Origin of the sequence: Butyricimonas synergistica DSM 23225, from assembly GCF_000379665.1 — a bacterium.
In the GTDB taxonomy this organism is placed as follows: domain Bacteria; phylum Bacteroidota; class Bacteroidia; order Bacteroidales; family Marinifilaceae; genus Butyricimonas; species Butyricimonas synergistica.
The window spans coordinates 1,401,911-1,421,682 of the sequence record NZ_KB903359.1 but is presented as its reverse complement, the minus strand read 5'-3'; the positions used below and the strand labels follow the sequence as shown (position 1 = coordinate 1,421,682).

General features: G+C 46.1%; 16 protein-coding genes. 9 read left to right on the top strand and 7 right to left on the bottom strand.

Features of this window, described 5'->3' with window-relative positions:
- Window positions 1–67 precede the first annotated feature (67 nt).
- Window positions 68–1,165: a PdxA family dehydrogenase gene (locus tag A3CY_RS0106220; RefSeq protein WP_018337047.1), complete on the top strand. Its 1,098-nt coding sequence runs from the start codon at window positions 68–70 to the stop codon at window positions 1,163–1,165.
- Between the two features lie 29 nt (window positions 1,166–1,194).
- Here A3CY_RS0106220 and A3CY_RS0106215 read toward each other — a convergent pair whose 3' ends face one another.
- From A3CY_RS0106215 to A3CY_RS0106195, 5 genes are read right to left on the bottom strand one after another with little or no spacing between them, the layout of a single operon-like run.
- A complete protein-coding gene (locus A3CY_RS0106215) occupies window positions 1,195–2,958 on the bottom strand; it encodes a (Fe-S)-binding protein (RefSeq protein WP_018337046.1) in 1,764 nt (587 codons plus the stop codon).
- 4 nt (window positions 2,959–2,962) lie between these two features.
- Window positions 2,963–3,310: a 4Fe-4S dicluster domain-containing protein gene (locus A3CY_RS0106210; protein WP_018337045.1), complete on the bottom strand. Its 348-nt coding sequence runs from the start codon at window positions 3,308–3,310 to the stop codon at window positions 2,963–2,965.
- 9 nt (window positions 3,311–3,319) lie between these two features.
- Complete coding sequence (locus A3CY_RS0106205) at window positions 3,320–4,348, bottom strand: FAD-dependent oxidoreductase (RefSeq protein ID WP_018337044.1); 1,029 nt, start codon at window positions 4,346–4,348, stop codon at window positions 3,320–3,322.
- 34 nt (window positions 4,349–4,382) lie between these two features.
- A complete protein-coding gene (locus A3CY_RS0106200; RefSeq protein ID WP_018337043.1) occupies window positions 4,383–5,459 on the bottom strand; it encodes a CoB--CoM heterodisulfide reductase iron-sulfur subunit B family protein in 1,077 nt (358 codons plus the stop codon).
- 33 nt (window positions 5,460–5,492) lie between these two features.
- Window positions 5,493–6,185 (bottom strand): 4Fe-4S dicluster domain-containing protein, encoded by a 693-nt coding sequence (locus A3CY_RS0106195; protein ID WP_018337042.1) that lies wholly within the window; start codon window positions 6,183–6,185, stop codon window positions 5,493–5,495.
- Between the two features lie 210 nt (window positions 6,186–6,395).
- Between A3CY_RS0106195 and rbr the strand changes: the two genes are divergently transcribed.
- The 6 genes from rbr to A3CY_RS23165 all read left to right on the top strand — a co-directional run bounded on the left by rbr (window position 6,396) and on the right by A3CY_RS23165 (window position 13,874).
- Window positions 6,396–6,974 (top strand): rubrerythrin, encoded by a 579-nt coding sequence (rbr, locus tag A3CY_RS0106190; protein ID WP_026207370.1) that lies wholly within the window; start codon window positions 6,396–6,398, stop codon window positions 6,972–6,974.
- A gap of 257 nt (window positions 6,975–7,231) precedes the next feature.
- Window positions 7,232–7,972, top strand: a complete 741-nt coding sequence (locus A3CY_RS0106185; protein WP_018337040.1) for a biotin--[acetyl-CoA-carboxylase] ligase — start codon at window positions 7,232–7,234, stop codon at window positions 7,970–7,972.
- Window positions 7,973–8,089: 117 nt separating this feature from the next.
- Window positions 8,090–9,922 (top strand): DNA topoisomerase IV subunit B, encoded by a 1,833-nt coding sequence (locus tag A3CY_RS0106180; protein WP_018337039.1) that lies wholly within the window; start codon window positions 8,090–8,092, stop codon window positions 9,920–9,922.
- Between the two features lie 83 nt (window positions 9,923–10,005).
- Window positions 10,006–12,651, top strand: coding sequence for a DNA gyrase/topoisomerase IV subunit A (locus tag A3CY_RS0106175; protein WP_018337038.1), 2,646 nt, complete (start codon window positions 10,006–10,008; stop codon window positions 12,649–12,651).
- 8 nt (window positions 12,652–12,659) lie between these two features.
- The gene (locus tag A3CY_RS0106170) at window positions 12,660–13,115 is read left to right on the top strand and encodes a shikimate kinase (protein WP_026207369.1); all 456 of its coding nucleotides are present in this window, start codon (window positions 12,660–12,662) and stop codon (window positions 13,113–13,115) included.
- 81 nt (window positions 13,116–13,196) lie between these two features.
- Window positions 13,197–13,874 carry a hypothetical protein gene (locus A3CY_RS23165; protein ID WP_205619909.1) on the top strand — a complete coding sequence of 226 codons (678 nt, stop codon included), beginning with the start codon at window positions 13,197–13,199 and terminating at the stop codon, window positions 13,872–13,874.
- Between the two features lie 11 nt (window positions 13,875–13,885).
- Here A3CY_RS23165 and A3CY_RS0106160 read toward each other — a convergent pair whose 3' ends face one another.
- Window positions 13,886–16,717, bottom strand: a complete 2,832-nt coding sequence (locus A3CY_RS0106160; RefSeq protein WP_018337035.1) for a PD-(D/E)XK nuclease family protein — start codon at window positions 16,715–16,717, stop codon at window positions 13,886–13,888.
- Window positions 16,718–16,781: 64 nt separating this feature from the next.
- On the opposite strand from A3CY_RS0106160, the gene A3CY_RS0106155 reads away from it, so the two are divergent.
- Both A3CY_RS0106155 and A3CY_RS0106150 read left to right on the top strand, forming a co-directional pair.
- Window positions 16,782–17,345 (top strand): nitroreductase family protein, encoded by a 564-nt coding sequence (locus A3CY_RS0106155; protein ID WP_018337034.1) that lies wholly within the window; start codon window positions 16,782–16,784, stop codon window positions 17,343–17,345.
- Between the two features lie 16 nt (window positions 17,346–17,361).
- Entirely contained in the window at window positions 17,362–17,934 is a 573-nt protein-coding gene (locus tag A3CY_RS0106150; RefSeq protein WP_018337033.1) for a fumarylacetoacetate hydrolase family protein, read from the top strand.
- A 30-nt stretch (window positions 17,935–17,964) separates the two neighbouring features.
- Here A3CY_RS0106150 and A3CY_RS0106145 read toward each other — a convergent pair whose 3' ends face one another.
- Entirely contained in the window at window positions 17,965–19,641 is a 1,677-nt protein-coding gene (locus A3CY_RS0106145; protein ID WP_018337032.1) for an AMP-binding protein, read from the bottom strand.
- Window positions 19,642–19,772 lie beyond the last annotated feature (131 nt).

Sequence of the window (19,772 nt, the reverse complement as noted above, 5' to 3'; positions counted from 1 at the left end):
TAAAATCATAAATCTAAAATTTGAAATCTATTTTATTATCTTTGTGCGAAATGAAATATTTTGTAATATGGAAAATAGATTGAATGTAGGTATTACGCATGGGGATGTAAATGGTATATCTTATGAGTTGATCATAAAGCTGTTGGCAGAGAACCGGATTTGTGAGTTGTGCGTTCCTATTCTATACGGGTCGCCTAAAGTGGCTGCCTACTACCGGAAGGTATTAAACGTGGAGAATTTCAGCTTGAATACGATCAGAGAGCCGAGAGAGGCGAACAGCAAAAGATCTAACATTATCAATTGTGTGGATGACAACGTGAAAGTCGATCTGGGGAAGGAAACTCCCGATTCGGATCAGGCTGCGATGATCGCCTTGAAATATGCCTTAGACCAGTTGGATCGTAACGAGATTGATGTGTTGACTTTGGCTCCGCAAGGACCGGAAAGTTTCTTGAAGGATGAAGTAAACTCTTTGACTGAATATTTGGCAAAACGTTACAATACCCCCGAGGCGATGTCGCTTTTCGTGAGCGAGAAAATGAAGTTGGGATTCGTGACGGAGTATTCAAAATTGCGGGATGTACCCCACCAGATCACCCAAAAGAATATCATGAAGAAGTTGATGTTATTGGATGACACGTTGAGAATGGATTTCACCATATCAAAGCCTAAGATTGCCGTTTTGGGATTGAATCCACAGGTGAATTGCGGGCAGAACGGAGATGAGGAAGCAAATATTATAGTGCCTGCCATCGAGCGTGCCCGCCAAGAGGGGATCATGGCTATCGGGCCTTTCCCTGCCGACCGTTTCTTCTCGGAAGCTATGTACGAGAAATTTGACGCGATACTTGCCATGTATTACGATCAGGGGATAGCGGCGTTTAAAGCTATCGACGAGGAGAGTGCGGCTTGTTATGTTGCGGGGCTTCCTGTGATATGTGCGACCTCTCTGACGGATGCTCGCTATGACATCGTGGGACAAGATCTCGGTGATGAACAAGGGTTGCGTAACGCTCTCTATCTGGCGATGGATGTGTTTGTGCATCGGGAGCAAAATATAGAACTGCAAAAGAACCCTCTTCCGCATTATGACATTGCTAGTAATAGCAACGAAAGCGATCTGAACGTGGAACAGATAGAAGGGGTAAGAGATATTGATGATTAAGAAATAAGAAGCCGCAATCGCGGCTTTTTTTATGCTTCAGCAACCAGCTCCGCTATATCCTTGACAGGAATCTCGGTGGATGTTTTGCTTAATGTTTTCTTGCATAACGGGCATGCCGTTACAATCACGTCCGGATGATAAGCGGTGTAAGCTTTTACCGTATCCCCGCTGATTTTTGTCTTTTGCCCGGAATCAATAGCCGTGTTAGCAAGACTGCCGCCACAGCAAAGTGATTTCTTGCCGTCGTACACGGTTGTTATTTTGTAACTGACTTGTTTCAACACGTTCTCCGGGGCATGTACGATCTGGCTGCCTCGTCCCAATTCGCAAGGATTATGGAACACGGTCTTCACGTCCATGTTGTTTACTTTCAATTGTCCTTCCCGGATCAGCATTTCGATATATTCCGTGTGATGCATTATTTGGGCTTTCAAGGTATAATCCTCTTTAAATGTCTTGTAACATATCGGGCAGGACGTCACGAGTATATCGGCATTCGACGCCTCGATCATTTCTTGATTTTTGTCCATGACGATTTGGGCGGCTTGCCAGTTCCCGGAAAGAGCTAACGGGCGACCGCAGCAAATTCCGGCTCTCTCGTCGATAAAGGAGTAATCTACTTTCGCTTTCTCGAATATCTGTTGCATGGATTTGATGATGCCGGGGGTAAGATGGCTCATGCATCCGGCAAAATAAGCCACTTTTGCTCGCTTTACTTCCGGTTCGGGAACGTAGGCATACGTGTCTTTTACCACCCGAATGGTGTCCGGGCGTTGGCTTTGCCGGATGGCGTTCAAGTTGATTCCCACGGGACAAGATGCCTCGCAGCGTCCGCACATTAGGCAATTTTCTGCTTGTTTACTTAACGGCTCGTGATTACGTATGCGGCGCAGGAAATAAACCGGTTGGATGTCATTGATGTCGCATGAACTGTTCAGTTGGCACGTGTTGATGCAAATACCGCACCGGGAGCAGGCATTCACCTGTATTTCGCTATACCCGTTATATTCTCTACCTTGTTTTACTCCCCAGTTTTTCAGGAAGATATATACCATTTCCGTCGGGATGTGCATATAGCGGGAGAAGGGGAGAAGCAGAAAGAATAACCCGAGTAAAGAGGAATACACCCACCATGCCGGGTAGGAGAGATGCTCCAGAGGAAGGAAACTACCGAAGAAGTTTCCGGCATTGTATGTGAGGAAACTACCTCCCCCGTTCAGACCGCTCGTGAAACTTTCTGCCAGAAAACGTACCGGGAAAATCAGCCAAAGAACGGTTAATATCAACAAGTCGTACGCTCTCTGCTTGGTTGTTTTCTTCATGCCGAAAAGGCGGGAATAGAAACGTTTGGTGATGGCTAAAGTGATGCCGATCAACAAGAATAGAAGGATTAAATCCATCAGGAAGGCGAATGTTTCACTGTACGGGAAAGTTTCGTTTGCCGGATGAAAATACCGGAAAAAGATAGCGAAATAAGGAGGATTGAAAGCACTGGTATGGTATACCATGGATTCTATCTTCCCGACAACGATCAGCAGGAACCACCCGAACGCGAACGTCATGTGCATATACCCCAACATCGGGTTGGTCTTGAATATTTTATGATGTAGCAAGCTTTCCCTGAATATTTCCCACCCGGAACGAATCGTTTGCAAGGAGAATAACCCTTTGCGGATTTTCTTGCGTTCCTCCCGGGGGAAACTCTTGATCCACTTGTAGTATTTGAAACACAAGTATATCAGTAATGTTATAAGCCCGATCGTGAAAGGTAGGACGAAATGGTCGTAATACATAGCTTCAATCTTCTAGTTTTTGGTTGGTTTTTATGAAATTCAGCATTTCTAATATCATCTTTCGGGTTTCTACCCCTCTCGGACATACCAGCATGCACTTGCCGCATAACATACATTTCTGCAATTGTTCTTTGGCATCTTTCGTTTCGCCTCTCTTCATGAGCATCTGTACTTTGCGGATATTGAAGTCCGTGAGGTTTCCCGCGGTACATCCTGCGGTGCATCCCCCGCAACCGATGCAAAGTTTGCTGCTCGGAACGGTAGCGGCAATATACTCTGTCATTGCCTTGTCGTTCTTGTCGTAATTGATGCTTCTCGTTTCCGATATACTATATCCCCAGAAATTTATCATCTTCTAATTTTAGATTTTATGATTTTTGACGTAAGCCGTTATACAACTTGCGGCAGAACGGGCGTCAGCCAGCGTGTCGGTAAGATTCATCGGGGCACTGCCGCATCCTGCCACAAAGACTCCTTCCACGTTGGTGAAATTGTTCCGGTAGTGCGGGTCTTGTGGCTGGATGAATCCGTTGGGAGCCAGATTTAATCCCAGTTCTCCTGCGGTTTGGCGGGTCCCTTCCGAGGATTCCATCCCGACCAGTAAGATCATCATGTCCAGTGTCATACGCAGCGGTTTCCCAACTAGCGTATCTTCAACTTTGATCTGCAATTGTTTTTGCATATTTTCTGCCGCTTCGGACAATCGTCCGCGGATGAACTTGATGTTATATTTTTCTTGAGCCTCCCGGTACATTTCCTCGTATCCCGGTCCGAACATACGCATATCCATGTAGAAACAAAAAATTTCCGCCTCGGGTAACAGTTCCCGGATTTCGATAGCCTGTTTTACCCCGGTGATACAGCAGAGTTTGGAGCAATGGTAATTGCACACTTTTTCGTCACGAGAACCCACGCAATGGATGATGCCGACCCGTTTTGGGGTATTGCCCCCAGCCGTCGTGATGGCGTGATTGTAGAACATATTCTCGAGTTCCACGGAGGTAATCACGTTCTCGTATATCCCGTACCCGTACTCTTCTTTCCGGCGGGCATCGAATATCTTGAATCCGGTAGCGACTAAAAGTGAATCGCCTTCCAGCAAACTCCCGTCTGTTAACGGTACGTTGAATTTTCCGGTTTTGCTTTTCTCTATTTTTTTCGGTTCCATCCCGAGGTGTAACCGGATATTCGGGTGCTCCAGATGTCCTTTTAATATAGCATTCAGATCCTTGGCGTACTTGCGATCGGGAAATAGTTGGTACCAGTTGTTCAAGTTACCTCCGGTTTCATTACTTTTTTCAACCAACTCTACTTCGATTCCTTGATTTGCCAATTGGTGTGCCGCCTCGCAGCCTGCCGGACCTCCGCCGATGATAATGACTTTTGCCATGTATTTAATTGAAAATTAATTTCGTGGTTTAACATTATAAGTTTGCAACTCTTAGGTACGTGGGGCACTTCGGGGCTCCGATATTTTCTCCTCGCACGTTTTTGTATTTCGCCTCCGGATCGTACGGGATGCCCATTTTATCCAGCAATGGCTCCACGGAAACCTGGTGCATTTGCAAGCCGATTTCCCACGGGTCGTATCCCAGTACTAATGCGGAAAGTTCTTCGTAGGTCAACACGGGAATTCCGTACCCGTCTTGCCCATAGGTTGTGCCTTCCATCTCACTGATGGTGTATTGCCATTTGTCCATGAACATGGCGCATCCCGGGCAATTAGCGACGATAAAATCGGGTTGGTACGGTTGCATGGATTCGAATTTCTTTTTGGAGTTTGCTACCGAGTATCCCCGGTTCGCCATCACAAGGTATTGGCGGAAACCGAACCCGCAACAATGCCTTCTTTCCGGGTAATCGATGACGTCACCTCCCCAGGCATAAATCAATCCCGATAATACGGCGGGAAATTCCGCCCCTCCGATGCCTTTTGTCGGGAACATCTTGGAATAGTGGCAGCCGATATGATCTACGCCTCTCAATGGTCTTCCCGTGTGGACGTTCACCAGTTTATATTTAGATTGAGTGGCAATCTCGTTTCTGAATTTATAGATGATATCCGACGTATGTGCTAGATTCTTCGGTTTGTTGAACTCCCGTTTCGTGGCTTTCCACAAGTATTCCCGTATTTTTTCCTCGATCTCCGGGTGGTGCTCCCAAGTTTCAAGAATTTCCGTATATATCCCGAAAGAGGTGATACACGAGGGGGTCATGTTCTCGTATCCGGCTTCAGTCATCAGCGCGAAATGGCGTGCCACGACGGTCATGATAGTTTCCGCCGGTACAATGTCCGAGTGATACCCGATCCCGGTGCAAGTCGTGTGCCTTGGGTCGTCCACGACATCCTTGCCCAACTTGTTTTTCATGATGTCCAAGTACGCCCATTCCGATCCCGGAAAGAAAGTCTGGCGAATGCAACTTCTCGCGTAAAAATAATGATCGTCCGCTATCTCTTTCTGGTAATCATTCCATATTTGTTGTTTGCCCTCTAGATTCATCTTCTGATTTTAGATTTTCAATTTTCAATTGCTTTATTGATGTTTTCCCGTGTTCTCCATGTATGTTTTTAGGAAATAGGCTTCTTCCAAGTCTACCTTTTCATTGTCAGCCTCACGTTGAGAACATTGGTCAATGTTATTCAGGAATTCAGTGCCCCCGGTGACGTCAAAAATCTTTCGCAGTTCGTCCATGCTCTCGTTATCAACTTCCCGTAAAGCACCGGCTCCCGGCTTGCGATAATTCGAGTGCATCCGTTCGTACACGTCATCCAAGTGTTCGTATATCCACTCCCACACGGGACCTTGTTCCGGGTGCATTTCCGGTTTTACCAGATCGGGCGTGACACAATATCCCCGGTTCAGAATGGATTCCCCGATCACGTGTTTCAAGGCATATTGCTGGCGTCCTTTCTCCGAGTAGACGAAATACCCTAGTTCTTGTGATACCTTGCGCAAAGCCATGATAATCAGTCCCGGGGTATTACAACGCGGACAACGGGTCTTGCACGACATACATTCTCCACAGTACCAGATCGTGTTGCTTTTCAGTAATTCCTCGATCTCCTCCTCGTTTCCCCGTTGCACGGTTTCCACGATCACCCGGGGATCGTAATTGTAAAATTCGGCAGCTGGACAAATAGCGGTACATACCCCGCAATTCATGCAACTGTTCATTCCCTCGATGAAGTGAATATCTTCACGTAATTTATTTAAAATCTTAGACATATCTAGTTGTTATGTGAAAATTTATTCTCCATAAATTTCTATGCATACAAAATTATATCTAAATACGTGACAACTAAAGGATGAAAATGCGTAAATGTGAATGGTATTTATACTACCAGCAGCTTATTTAGAAACAGGCTATATTGGCATTTGTGACCTGTAAACTTGCAACCTGTAACTTTCCCTTTCCGTAAGAAAAAGGAAAAAGCTATGGTAAAGAATGTTAAAGGTTCCATGACGGAAGCCAATCTATTGAAATCGTTTGCCGGAGAGTCGCAAGCAAAAAATCGTTACACGTTTTTCTCTGAAGTAGCCAAAAAAGAAGGTTACGAACAAATAGCCGGAATCTTCTACGAAACGGCATTACAGGAAGAGATGCACGCTAAACGTTTCTTTAGTCGCCTGGAAGGCGGGATGTTGGAGATCACGGCTGCTTATCCCGCGGGTATCATCGCCGATACGGCTTCTAACTTGATTGAAGCAGCAGAAGGAGAATATGATGAATGGCATCACCTGTATCCGGAATTTGCTAAAGTAGCAGAGGAAGAGGGCTTCAAGGATATTGCCGTGATGTACCGAATGATTATCGAGGCGGAGAAAAATCACGAAACAAGGTATCGTAAATTACTATCCAATTTACAAGAAAATTTGGTATTTGAACGCCCGCAAACCGTGAGGTGGTATTGCCGTAAATGCGGTTATATCCACGAGGGACCTGCAGCCCCGAAAGTTTGTCCCGCTTGCCTGCATCCACAGGGATTCTTTGAATTATTCCAGGAGTTGTACTAAATTCTGGTATTCTTGTTATTCCTCACGAGAGAAAGGCGTTTATATCCCTCCCGTTACTAGGGTTATACTCTCTCCTCTTCGGAGCCTCTTCGTTTCTCGGTTATAGCAACTATATCTCCGTATATTTGTGCTATGCAGGAGCTTTGATGAGGCTGCGAAGGTAGGGGCGTATATAATTTTCACACGAGGAATGAATGGCATAGAGTTGTGTGAATGGGGGAAAAATTCTATTTTTGTTTCTTTAAAAGTAGAATTTTATGCGTGAATATCAGGCAAGCGGATTTAAGATTTTAGAATACGAAGAGTTGGACTCGACGAATAATCAGGCGGAGAAGTTGGGGTGGGGTGTGTTGGAGGATAAAATGGTGGTGTTGACTCGTAAACAAACTCAAGGAAGAGGACAGATTGGGAATCGTTGGGAGAGTGAGCCGGGGAAAAATATTTCGATGACGGTGGTGTTTCGACCGAAGGCGTTGGCGGCGGGAGAACAGTTCGCGATCTCGATGGTGATTGCTCTGGGAACGTGTGATTTTATATCCTGTTACGCGGAGGAATGTTCGGTGAAGTGGCCGAATGATATTTACGTGGAAGACAAGAAAATTTCGGGGATATTGATTGAACATTCTATCATGGGAGCGTACGTGGGAGGCTCGTTGTGTGGAATCGGGGTGAATGTTAATCAAGAGTGTTTCGTGTCGGATGCCCCGAATCCGGTATCTTTATTTCAGCTTACCGGGGTAGAGTTGCCGTTGGAAAAGGCGTTGGAGGAGTTGTTGGAGTGTATTGGGAAACGATATGAACAAGTGTATGATTATGCGGCATTGGATCGGGATTTTCTGCAAGTGATGTATCGGCGTTCCGGGGAATTCGACTGGGAAGACGAGCACGGGAGTTTCCGGGCATCCATTGCGGGCGTGAATGAATACGGGCAGCTGATTTTGAAGGATAGCGAGGGAATGGAGCGGGTGTACGGGTTTAAGGAGGTGGCTTATAAATAATTTAGATTTACGATGGGATGATTCCGTGATGAGGTGATTCGTGATTGGAAAAATTTCACGAATAAATTTATTTCATTGATTTGTTTTGATTATTTTTGTGCAAAACATGGAGGACATATGGTAGAGAATTATTCGGAAGATTCTATTCGTACGCTGGACTGGCGGGAGCATATACGTTTGCGTCCCGGTATGTATATAGGGAAGTTGGGCGATGGTGCAGCGATGGATGATGGAATATACATATTGGTTAAAGAGGTGGTGGATAATAGTATCGATGAGTTTGCGATGGGAGCGGGGAGCGAGATTATTATCACGGTGGAGGAGCGTACTGTGTCGGTGCGGGACTTCGGGCGAGGCATACCCTTGGGTAAGCTGATCGATGTGTCTTCGAAGATGAACACGGGGGCGAAGTATGATTCCGAGGCTTTCAAGAAGTCCGTGGGGTTGAATGGCGTAGGTATCAAGGCGGTGAATGCGCTTTCCGAGAGTTTTACCATACAAGCTTTCCGTGACGGGGAAACAAAGCTGGTGCGTTATAGCAAAGCGTTGGTGGTGGAGGATCAGAAAATTGTGCCGACCAGCGAGCCGAACGGTACGTTGGTGACTTTCGTTGCCGACAAGGAGTTGTTCGGGAATTACCACTATATTTCGGATTACCTGGAGGCGATGTTCAAGAATTACGTGTTCTTGAATTCCGGGTTGACGATTGTTTTCAACGGTCAGAAGTTCCACTCGAAGCGAGGGTTGTACGATCTGTTGTCCGAGAATATGAGTGGCGAGGGAATTTATCCTATCATTCATTTGAGAGGGAATGATATCGAGATGGCGATGACGCACGGGCGGCAATACGGAGAGGAATATTATTCTTTCGTGAACGGGCAGCACACGACGCAGGGAGGTACGCATCTGGTGGCTTTCCGCGAGGCGGTGGTGAAGACCATTCGCGATTTTTACAAGAAAGATTTTGATTTGGCGGATATTCGTACGTCGATTATCGCGGCTATTAGTATAAAGGTGCAAGAGCCGATGTTCGAGTCCCAGACGAAGACCAAATTGGGGTCGAAGGATATCGCACCGGGAGGTCCTTCGGTGAGGAATTTTATTTTTGATTTTATCACGAAGGAATTGGATAATTACCTGCACCGGAACCCGGATACGGCAGAATTGTTGTTGCGCAAGATCGTGGAAACGGAGAAGGAGCGCAAGGCGATGTCTGGCATCCAGAAAATTGCCCGGGAGCGGGCGAAACAGGTCAGCTTGCATAACCGGAAATTGAGAGATTGCCGGGTGCATTTTAACTCGAATCACGAGCGGAAGACCGAATCGTCGATATTTATCACCGAGGGGGATTCGGCGAGCGGGTCGATCACGAAGTCGCGGGATGTGAACACGCAGGCGGTGTTCAGTTTGAGAGGTAAGCCGTTGAACTCTTTCGGTCTGACCAAGAAGATCGTGTACGAGAATGAAGAGTTTAATCTCTTGCAGGCGGCGTTGAATATCGAGAACGGGATAGAGGAATTAAGATATAATAATATCATCATCGCAACGGATGCCGATGTGGACGGTATGCATATCCGGTTGTTGTTGTTGACGTTCTTTTTGCAATTCTTTCCGGATGTGGTGCGTTCCGGACATCTTTACATTTTGCAAACCCCGCTTTTCCGGGTGCGCAACAAGAAAGAAACCCGTTACTGTTATTCGGATGCCGAACGGGAGAAAGCGATCAAGCAGTTGGGACCTAAGCCGGAGATTACGCGCTTTAAAGGTTTGGGAGAGATTTCGCCGGACGAGTTCGGCGGGTTTATCGGGAAAGATATTCGACTGGAACCGGTGCGCATGACGAAGCAGGATCCGATAGGGACGATTCTGGCTTATTACATGGGCAAGAACACGAACGAGCGACAAGATTTTATTATAGACAATCTGTACGTGGAGAAGGATGAAATCTAATAATTTTAGATTTTAAATTTTAGATTAAAAAATTGGGATGATGTGGTTCATTTTCAATTTTCAATTTTCAATTTTCAATTTATATGAGCGAGGAGATAAATAACGAGGAAGTAGAGGATGTGGTGCCTCAGGAGCCGGAACAAGAACATCACGAGGAGAACGGGCGGGTGCGGTCGATAAAGCATCTGTCGGGAATGTTCGAAAGGTGGTTTTTGGACTATGCTTCCTACGTGATTCTGGAACGTGCCGTGCCTTACGTGAATGACGGGTTGAAGCCCGTGCAGCGCCGTATATTACACGCCATGCGTGAGATGGACGACGGGCGGTACAATAAGGTGGCGAATATCGTCGGGAGTACCATGTCGTATCACCCGCACGGGGATGCCTCCATCAAGGATGCGCTGGTGCAGCTGGGACAGAAGAATCTGCTGGTGGATTGCCAGGGAAACTGGGGAAATATCCTTACGGGGGATGATGCTGCCGCGGGGCGGTATATCGAGGCTCGTTTGTCGAAGTTCGCTTTGGAGGTGGCTTTCAACCCGAAGACCACGAATTGGAAATTGTCGTACGATGGTCGTAAAAGAGAGCCGGTCACTTTGCCGATCAAGTTCCCGTTGCTGTTGGCGCAGGGTGTGGAAGGTATTGCCGTGGGATTGGCTTCCAAGATATTGCCGCATAATTTCAACGAATTGTTGGATGCTTGTGTGGCTTATTTGCGGGGCGAGGAATTCGTGTTGTACCCGGACTTCCCAACGGGAGGTATGGTCGACGTATCGAAGTATAATGACGGAATCCGGGGGGGAGTCGTGAAGATTCGTGCCCGGATTGAAAAAGATGCGGGAAACAAGATATTGCGAATTACCGAGATCCCGTTCGGTCGGACGACTTCGGCATTGATCGATTCGATCTTGAAGGCGAACGAGAAGGGAAAGATCAAGATCAAGAAAATCGATGATAACACGGCGGCGAACGTGGAGATTTTGGTGCACTTGGCGGCGGGGGTTTCTTCGGATAAGACGATAGATGCCCTGTATGCCTGCACGGATTGTGAACTTTCCGTATCACCGAATTCTTGCGTGATCGAGAATGATAAGCCGGTCTTTATGCCGGTGTCCGATATTCTGCGGAAATCGGTGGATGACACGGTCGCTTTGTTGTTGCTGGAATTGAAGATCAAGCTGGGAGAGTTGGAAACCGACTGGCAATATTCTTCTCTGGAGAAGATTTTTATCGAGGAACGAATATACAAGGATAAGGAATTCGAGGAGAGCGGATCGGTAGAGGAGGTTGTGGTACATGTGCGCAAGCGTTTGGAACCATTTATTGCCCACTTGATTCGCCCCGTGACGGACGACGATATCAAGCAGTTGTTGGAAATCAAGATGAAGCGTATCTTGAAGTTTAATTCCGAGCAAGCGGAGAATTATATCAAGGGATTGGAAGAGGAGATTACCCGGGTGAAGTTTGATATAGAACATATTATTCCTTATTCCATCGAGTATTACAAGCGGATCAAATCGAAATACGGCAAGGGACGGGAACGGCTCACGGAGATTCGTAATTTCGAGAATATTGAGGCGACGAAAGTGGTGGTGGCGAACGAGAAGTTGTATATCAACCGGGAAGAAGGTTTTATCGGTACCGCTTTGAAAAAGGACGAGTTTATTTGCGAGTGTTCAGATATTGACGACGTGATTATTTTCCGTAAGGATGGTACTTATTACGTGACGAAAGTGGCGGATAAGTTGTTCGTGGGAAAAGACGTGTTGCACGTGAACGTGTTCAAGAAGAATGACAAGCGCACGATATATAACGTGGCTTACCGTGACGGGAAATACGGTCCGTCGTACGTGAAGCGTTTTTGTGTGACGGGTATTACCCGTGACAAGCAATACAATTTGACGAAGGGAACAGCTGGTTCTCGGGTATTGTATTTCAGTGCTAACCCGAACGGGGAGGCTGAGGTGATTAAAGTATGCCTGAAGCCTAAGCCGGGTATGAAGAAGTTGGTTTCCGAGTATGATTTCGCCACGTTGGCAATCAAGGGACGTGATTCTCAAGGAAATTTGCTGAGCAAGAATGATATACATAAGATATCGTTGGTGCAGAAAGGAGTTTCCACGTTGGGTGGGCGTAAGATATGGTTGGACGAGGACGTATTGCGTTTAAACACGGACAGCCGGGGACGTTATGTCGGGGAGTTCCAAGGGGAAGACCGGATTCTGGTGGCGAATAAGAACGGAATGTACAATACTTCCGACTATGATTTGAGTAACCATTACGAGGATGGGTATCTTGTTTTCGAGAAGTTCGATTCCGAGAAAGTATGGTCTGCCGTGTTCTTTGATGCGGAACAGCAATTCTATTACTTGAAGCGTTTCCGGTTCGAGGATATGGCGAGAGTTACTTCCTTTATCGGGGAGAGCGAGGGATCATATCTTGTTTGTTTGAGTGGGGAGAAACGCCCGCGGTTCGAGATCGTGTTTGGGGGACGTTACGAGAATCGTCCGGCAGAGGTGATTGTTGCTGACGAGTTTATCGCCGAGAAGTCCTACAAGGCGCGGGGTAAGCGTTTGACAACCTACGAGGTGAAGGAGATTCGGGAGATCGAACCGTTGGATTCCGGGGAAGAGGAACAGACGGAAGAGGGGGGAACGGATGTGGATTTCGAGATAACCAATCCCGATATGCTGAGTGACGAGTCGCAGATGAAGCTGGATTTCGAGTAACTGGTGGTATGAAATATTTTATTGTCGGGTATATGGCAAGTGGCAAGACCACTTTCGGAAGGGAATTAGCCCGGGAGAAGGGCATTCCTTTTTGGGATTTGGACGCCCTCGTGGAGGAGAGTGCCGGTTGTGGTATATCCGATATTTTTGTCCGGGAGGGAGAATCTTTTTTCCGGGAATTAGAGCGGGAAATATTGCACGAGTTCTGTGCCCGGAAAGACGATTTCGTGTTGGCGACGGGGGGAGGAACCCCTTGTTTTTTTGATAATATGGACTGCATGAACGCTGCGGGACATACTTTATTCTTGGATACTTCTTTTCCCGAGTTAATCGGGCGTTTACGGGAACAGCGGGGAATGCGCCCTTTGTTGGTGGGGCTTTCTGATGAAGAATTGGAGAATTTCGTGAGAATGCATCTTGAATCCCGGCTTCCTTTTTATTTGATGGCAAAAGAAAAGTTGTAATGTTTTTCTTGGGTAGGATTATGTTGGGATTTCTGTGGAAATGTTTTTGAAGGGGGAATATTGGCGGGAATTGTTTGTAATTTGACACATAAACGAGCGGATTTTGAGAAAGAGTGCGGACATTATATTTTGGATGAAGCAGTGGTTGCCATGGAAGAAAAAGCTGTGGAAGAGGGGAGAATGGTTCGAGAAATTTCTGTTTCGGAAGAAGTTTTAGAACGGTTAAGATTACACCAAAGTGTGGGATATGCTTTACTGGGTGGTTGTGTTGCTATGTTGGTGAGTGCGGCATTGTGGGCGATTATATCCGTGGCATTAAATTTTCAAATCGGATACATGGCAATAGGTGTCGGTTTGCTTGTCGGCTTCACGGTTCGTTATTTTGGAATAGGTTTGGAACTTAAATTTGGTATTATAGGAGGAGTGTTTGCTTTTCTGGGGTGTTTGTTGGGTAACTTTTTCAGTTACGTGGGAATTAGTGCGGGACAATTGCAACAAAGTTTTTTTAGTGTCCTGCAATTGGTTGATTGGGAGGTTGCGAAAAGTATGATGATAGAAACATTTTCAGTGATAGATGTTTTGTTTTACGGGATAGCAATATACGAGGGATTTCGTTTTAGTTTCGTTCCGGTTACCCAAGAATTGGTTGGTGAGTTGGGTAGTGGGGAAAATAGTGAATTACCTCTTCGTTATAAATTACGATTACCTTTAGCTATGGCGAGTTTGGTACTAGTGGTTTTGTTGGGGGTATTTTTTTAGTTTATCGAAGGTTATTCCCGTTTGCATATCTCGTTGTACGAGCAATGGCGGCATTTCTCCGGGAGTTCCGTTTGCGTGAACGGGACGGTGGGGGAGAATAGTTTTTCGAGTAGGTCAGTGAGTAATGCTTGAAATTCCGGTTCATAGGGTTTGAAGCGGTGGATGGGTTCTTTGTTGCATTTCAATGAATAGGTGTAATTGGGGGTAAACAGTAGTTTGGTACTGTATATGCCCGGTAAGATGGGATCTGTGCCGGGGTTCTCGTGTTCGTACATCATGCAGTATAGCAGGGTTTGGAAAGCAGCTTTGTTTCGTTGCTTGTTATTGGAGTCGAAGATAGACGGGAGGTCTTTGAAGTCAGTTTTGTCGGCTCCCGTTTTATAATCGATCACGCGGGTGCCCCGTTCGATTTGGTCTACCCGGTCAATATCTCCTTCCACGTGAATCACGAGCGGGTGGTCGAGCGTGTTGATGGCAAGTGACATCCGGTATGTTTGTTCCATGGAGATCACGCAGAACGGGCACAAGGTTTTGTCGTATTCGAGCACTTTCTTCACGTATTTTTTGACGACGGAGAGGACAAGTTCGTTAGCCCCGCTTTCGAGCATACGCGACACGGTGGAGTCGTATAGTTTCAAGTAAGCCCGGCGGATATGTTCCTCGATCAGGGCGTCATCACGCATCAAGGCATCGAGTCCTTCTTCCGTGATTTTCCCGTCCGGGAAGGTTTGGTAGAGCGATTGGGTGCTTTGGTGAAATATTGTTCCCAGCAGGCGTTGATCGAGTTCTTCCGCTATTTCGTCCTTTTCTTTAATCCCGGCGATGTATTTGAAATAGAATTTCAAGTGGCACTCCATATAGGTGTTGAGTGCCGAGGGCGATATGCCTCGTTCTCCCGGGAGGGTGTAACGCATTAGTTTTTCTTGAATCGCTTCATTTTTCGGGATGGAGATAGAGGGATTGTCCTGTACGGAAATATTGTTTTGGAAATGGGTTTCCCGGATGGGTAAGCCCGATTCGTATTTCATCTGGTAGAGGAAACGGCTCATCTCCCCGCTGGTCATTCCTTTGGTGACATCCGTGTAAAGGATTTTCACGTGTTCTGCCCGTTGCAGCAGGCGATAAAAGTAGTACGCAAACAAAGCATCCATGTGTTCCGGGGTGGGGAGCCCGAATCCTTTTCGTAGATTATATGGGATAAAGGATGAGGCGTGTCCGCCTTTCGGGAGGATTCCTTCGTTGGCGGAGAGGATAACCAGATTCTTGAAATCCAGCATACGGGTTTCCATGAGCCCCATGATCTGCATCCCTTCCAGCGGTTCGCCGGAGAAGGGAATGGATATGCCTTGCAGTATTTTATTGATAATCTGTAAATAGAATTTATTCTCCGGGACGATATTTTCTTCCCGGAACGTGTTCTGGATTCCTTGTATCGAGGTGAATACCGTGAATAGAAATTCTTTTTCGATAGCTAGTCCCTCGTGTGCTTCCGGTTGGAGGGTGATGATTAGTTTTTTTAATATATTCAAGAGATACTCGGGAAGATTTTCTTCGGCAGATGAGAATATGGCTCGGGTAATATCGTTGAATTGCAGGCTTTTCTCTGCCACGTACACGATGTTGTTTACGTTGATGTAGTTCGTGATTTCCGGAATCTCGTTGGGGCAAGTACTCTTGATCAATTTGTGGTTGAGGAGGGCGATCACCGGCTTGTAGTAGTAGTGGGTGCTGCCGTCTACTTGCTTGGCATATCGTTTCAGATCCCCCAGCATGGAGATTAACGCGGCTGCCGACGTGTTTTGCGCCGGGTAACCCATGGTGATGTTAATCTTGTCTATCGAGGTCGGTATCGAATGGATGACCGGGGTAAGCAGGGTTTCGTCGCAAAGGACGATAGCCGTGTCCGTGTATGCCGCTTGTTGCCGGGGATGGAGTTGCCCGACCAGCGTGGGAATCAGTTTTGCCTGCCCGATGGTGGAGGGTACGGAAATGTATTCCACGTCCTTGTTGTTGTAACGGAGGTTGTTGAAATGTTCGAGTCCCAGGGCGTTGGGGAAAAGTTTCATGTTCTCCCGGATGTATAGCCCTGCCTCGTGATTCTCGTTTGCCGAGTAGTAGAGGTCATAATCCCAGTAGAAGGAGGCTTGCCCGTTGTCCCGGAAGTAGGTAAATGTTTTTTTCTCGCATTGGTTCAAGGCGTTGAAACCGGCAAAAATGAGTTGTTTGTCCGTGTGATGATGGGAGAGGCGTTCGCAGAAGAGGCGTTGCCCCATACCCTCGTAACAGAGATTTTCTGCCATTAGTTTTGTCTTGAAATTTTTGTACGTGGGGTATAGTTTATCCCATACGTTGAGAAATTCTTGTTGTTCCCGGCTGTATTTCTCCGCGTTGAAACTGCGCCAGAAGCTTTGGATGAACTCGACTTGTTCGGGGGTGAGGTACGGGAAGGCGTTCTCGATTTCCCGCAAAGCTGTGATGTTGGAGAATAGGTCTTTGGCATCCACGAGATACTTGTCGATGTCATCGAAATCCCCTAATAGCATATTGCCCCAGAAGTAAAAGTCGTCAAATCGCTCCGTGGTTCCGGAATATTCCTGGTATGTTTTGTAAAGCTTGATGATGAGCGTTAGTTCTTCTGCCTTTTTTAGTCCGGTCTGTCGTTCGATAAATTCTCCAAGCGTGAGGATTTCGGGCATCCACACGGGTTTCGAGATTAAATGAGCCAATTCTTCGGCTAGAAACAGACCAGCCCGCTTGTTCGGGAACAGAATGGTCAGGTTATCAAATTTATTGCCGTGTTTTTGAATTAAATCTTTTGCCAGTAATTGGAGAAACGAATTCATATTTTATTATTATTTTTGTTTCGGAACAAATTTACAATTTATAAATCACAATCTGTTCGGATTTATGTTGAAAGAATTGTTATTGAAAAACAGGAGTTACCGTCGGTTTTACCAGGAAGTATGGATTTCTCGGGAAGAATTGCTTGATTTGGTGGAATTGACTCGTTATTGTGCTTCAGGAAGGAATGCACAAGCGTTGAAATACAAGCCGGTGTTTGATGCGGCAATGTGCGATAAAGTGTTTCATACTCTGGCTTGGGCGGGGTACCTGAAAGATTGGGACGGTCCCGAGGAAGGCGAGCGCCCCTCGGCTTATCTGGTTCAGTTGCTGGATACTTTTATCGTGGAAAATTGCTTGTGCGACGACGGGATTCAAGCTCAAACGATTTTGTTGGGTGCGGTGGAAGAAGGATATGGCGGGTGTATTATCAAAGCGTTCAAGAATGATGCGCTACGTCAAATATTGCAGTTGCCCGAACACTTGAAGATCATGTATGTCATCGCTCTCGGAAAACCGAAGGAAACGGTGGTACTGGAATCCATGAAGGATGGGGATTTCAAGTATTGGCGTGATACGAATGGTACGCATCATGTACCGAAGAGGGGAATCGAAGATATTGTGATTTGATGATTTTTTTCCAATTATGAAATTGCTTGGTGTAGAATATAATGCCTCGGGAGAGGTCGCTTATGATGTTATCGGGGATAATGCCCTGTTAAGGAATAACGATGATTTCTATATTCCGGCTTTTGCCTCGGGGGTGAGTTGTGTTCCGCAGCTGGTGGTGAAGGTTGGGAGGATCGGAAAGTGTGTCGCGGAACGTTTTGCCAGACGGTATTACGAGGAAGTAGGGATCGGCATCCGTTTCTATGCCGATAATTTGGTCGAATCGTTGTCTACGAAAGGGCTGCCAACCACGATGGCTTATGCCTTTGACGGGGCGGCGGCTATATCTGAGCTAAAGAAATATGATTCGCCGGTTGCCGGCATTGAGTATTGGCTTCAATTGAACGGTCGGGAGGTGTTCCGGGGAAAAGTGAATGAACTTTCGTTAACTCCGGAAAAATTGATTGCCGGAATGTCAGAATATTATATGTTGAAAATCGGGGATTTAATTTATTGCGGGAATACTTTTCGACAACGGGGGCTAAAGATAGGCGATCATTTGCAGATGAGCCTTAATGGAAAATGTTTATTGGATTTCTATATAAAATAATAAAGTCGGTATTTACCGACTTTATTATTTTTATTTATTGTACAAGAATCGTTTGATCTTGTGTGTGGGTGTCTTCTCGAATGGTTCGTGTTGTACTAACACCAGTTGTAGTTTTGAAAAGTTATTCACCCGGGCGTTCACGTAATCACGAAGTTCTTGTTTTTGCTCTTCGATATAATCGTTGATCTTTTCTTTATAATCTCCTGCTTGGCTCTTCAATTTTTGGTATTGTTTTTCCAGTTCTTCCATGTTGAAATGAACCATCGCAACGAGCTTGCCGCTGTTTTCAACAACTAAGGACTCGTTCACGAAACGGAAATTATTGATGATTGATTCGATCTCTTCCGGGTAAACGTTTTCACCGGAAGCTCCCAATATCATGGTTTTGATTCTTCCCCGGATGGAAAGGCGTCCTTTCTTGTCGAAAGAACCCAAATCGCCGGTCTTGAACCAACCGTCCTCTGTGAATACCTCGGCGTTGAGTTCCGGGCGTTTGTAGTATCCTTGCATCACGTTGGGACCTTTTATCCAGATTTCCCCTTGTCCGGTTTTGTCCGGTTCGTCGATACGGATTTGTACTCCTTCCATGATAGGTCCTACGCCTTGCAAGAATGTCTGGGAGGGATTCGATCCTGCCGCCATAGGTGCGGTTTCTGTCAAACCGTAGCCGATAGCGTAAGGGAATTTGGCTTCCCGTAAGAATTGTTCTACCGTTCCGTCCAGCTTGGATCCTCCGATACCGAAGAATACCAGTTTTCCCCCGAAGGTTTCCATGAGTTTTTTACCGGCTAACCGATTCAATAATTTACGAGTCGGGGCGAATTTGTAAATCATGCTCATGAATTTGGAACCCGTGAACTTGGGTAATATCTGTGTTTTGTATATCTTCTCGATAATCAACGGCACGGACAGGACAACGGTAGGACGTATTTTCTGCATCGCCGGAACCAACAGTTTTGGGGTCGGTACCCGGTCTAGATAATACACCTGTGCGCCGAACATCAAGGGTAACAATAACCCCAGCGTGTTCTCGTAGGTATGTGCCATCGGCAATATACTCAAGAATCGATCGGCTTCACTCACGTGTTGGATCGTACGGCATTGGCGTGCGTCCCACACGAGGTTTTTGTGCGTTAATACCACTCCTTTCGAGAATCCGGTTGTTCCTGACGTGTAGATGATCGATGCTACGTCTTCCTCCTCGATGGAAATTTCCGGAAGGGGAGTCGTGTTTTTCAGATTGATGTCTTGCACTAACTTGTCTAACTCTTCCGGTTGGTAACAACCTTCCGGAATTGTGGAGAAGTTATTGATCAGGATCTTATGTTCTAGGAAAGGTGTTTTTACATCTTCAAGACATTTTGCCAGTAAGCGGGAAACGAAGATTACCTTTACTTCGGCATGTTCCAGGATGTTTTGAAGTTCCGTGGAACAGAATCCCGGCAAGATAGGTACGGCAATAGCCCCGATATTCGCGATAGCAAATTGGGTGATTCCCCAGTTCGGCATATTCGCACTCAGGATAGCTACTTTGTCCCCTTTCTTTACGCCTAAATGAAGTAAATGATTGGCAATGGATACGACTTCGTTATATAAATCTTGGTAAGTTTTTTTTCCGCCTGCAACAAAATTTAAAGATAAATTTTTAGAAAACTTGGTACAACTGGTTTTCAGTAGTTCCGGTAACGTCAATTTCTTTAAAGTCATGTTTTAATAATATGAATTTTCCCTACAAAGATAATAAAGAAAATGATACGTTCTGGTTAAAATATTGCAAAATAGAGTAAATGACTTGAAGATGAGGCTAAAGTCGTAACGAAAGACCGGTTATTCCGTAA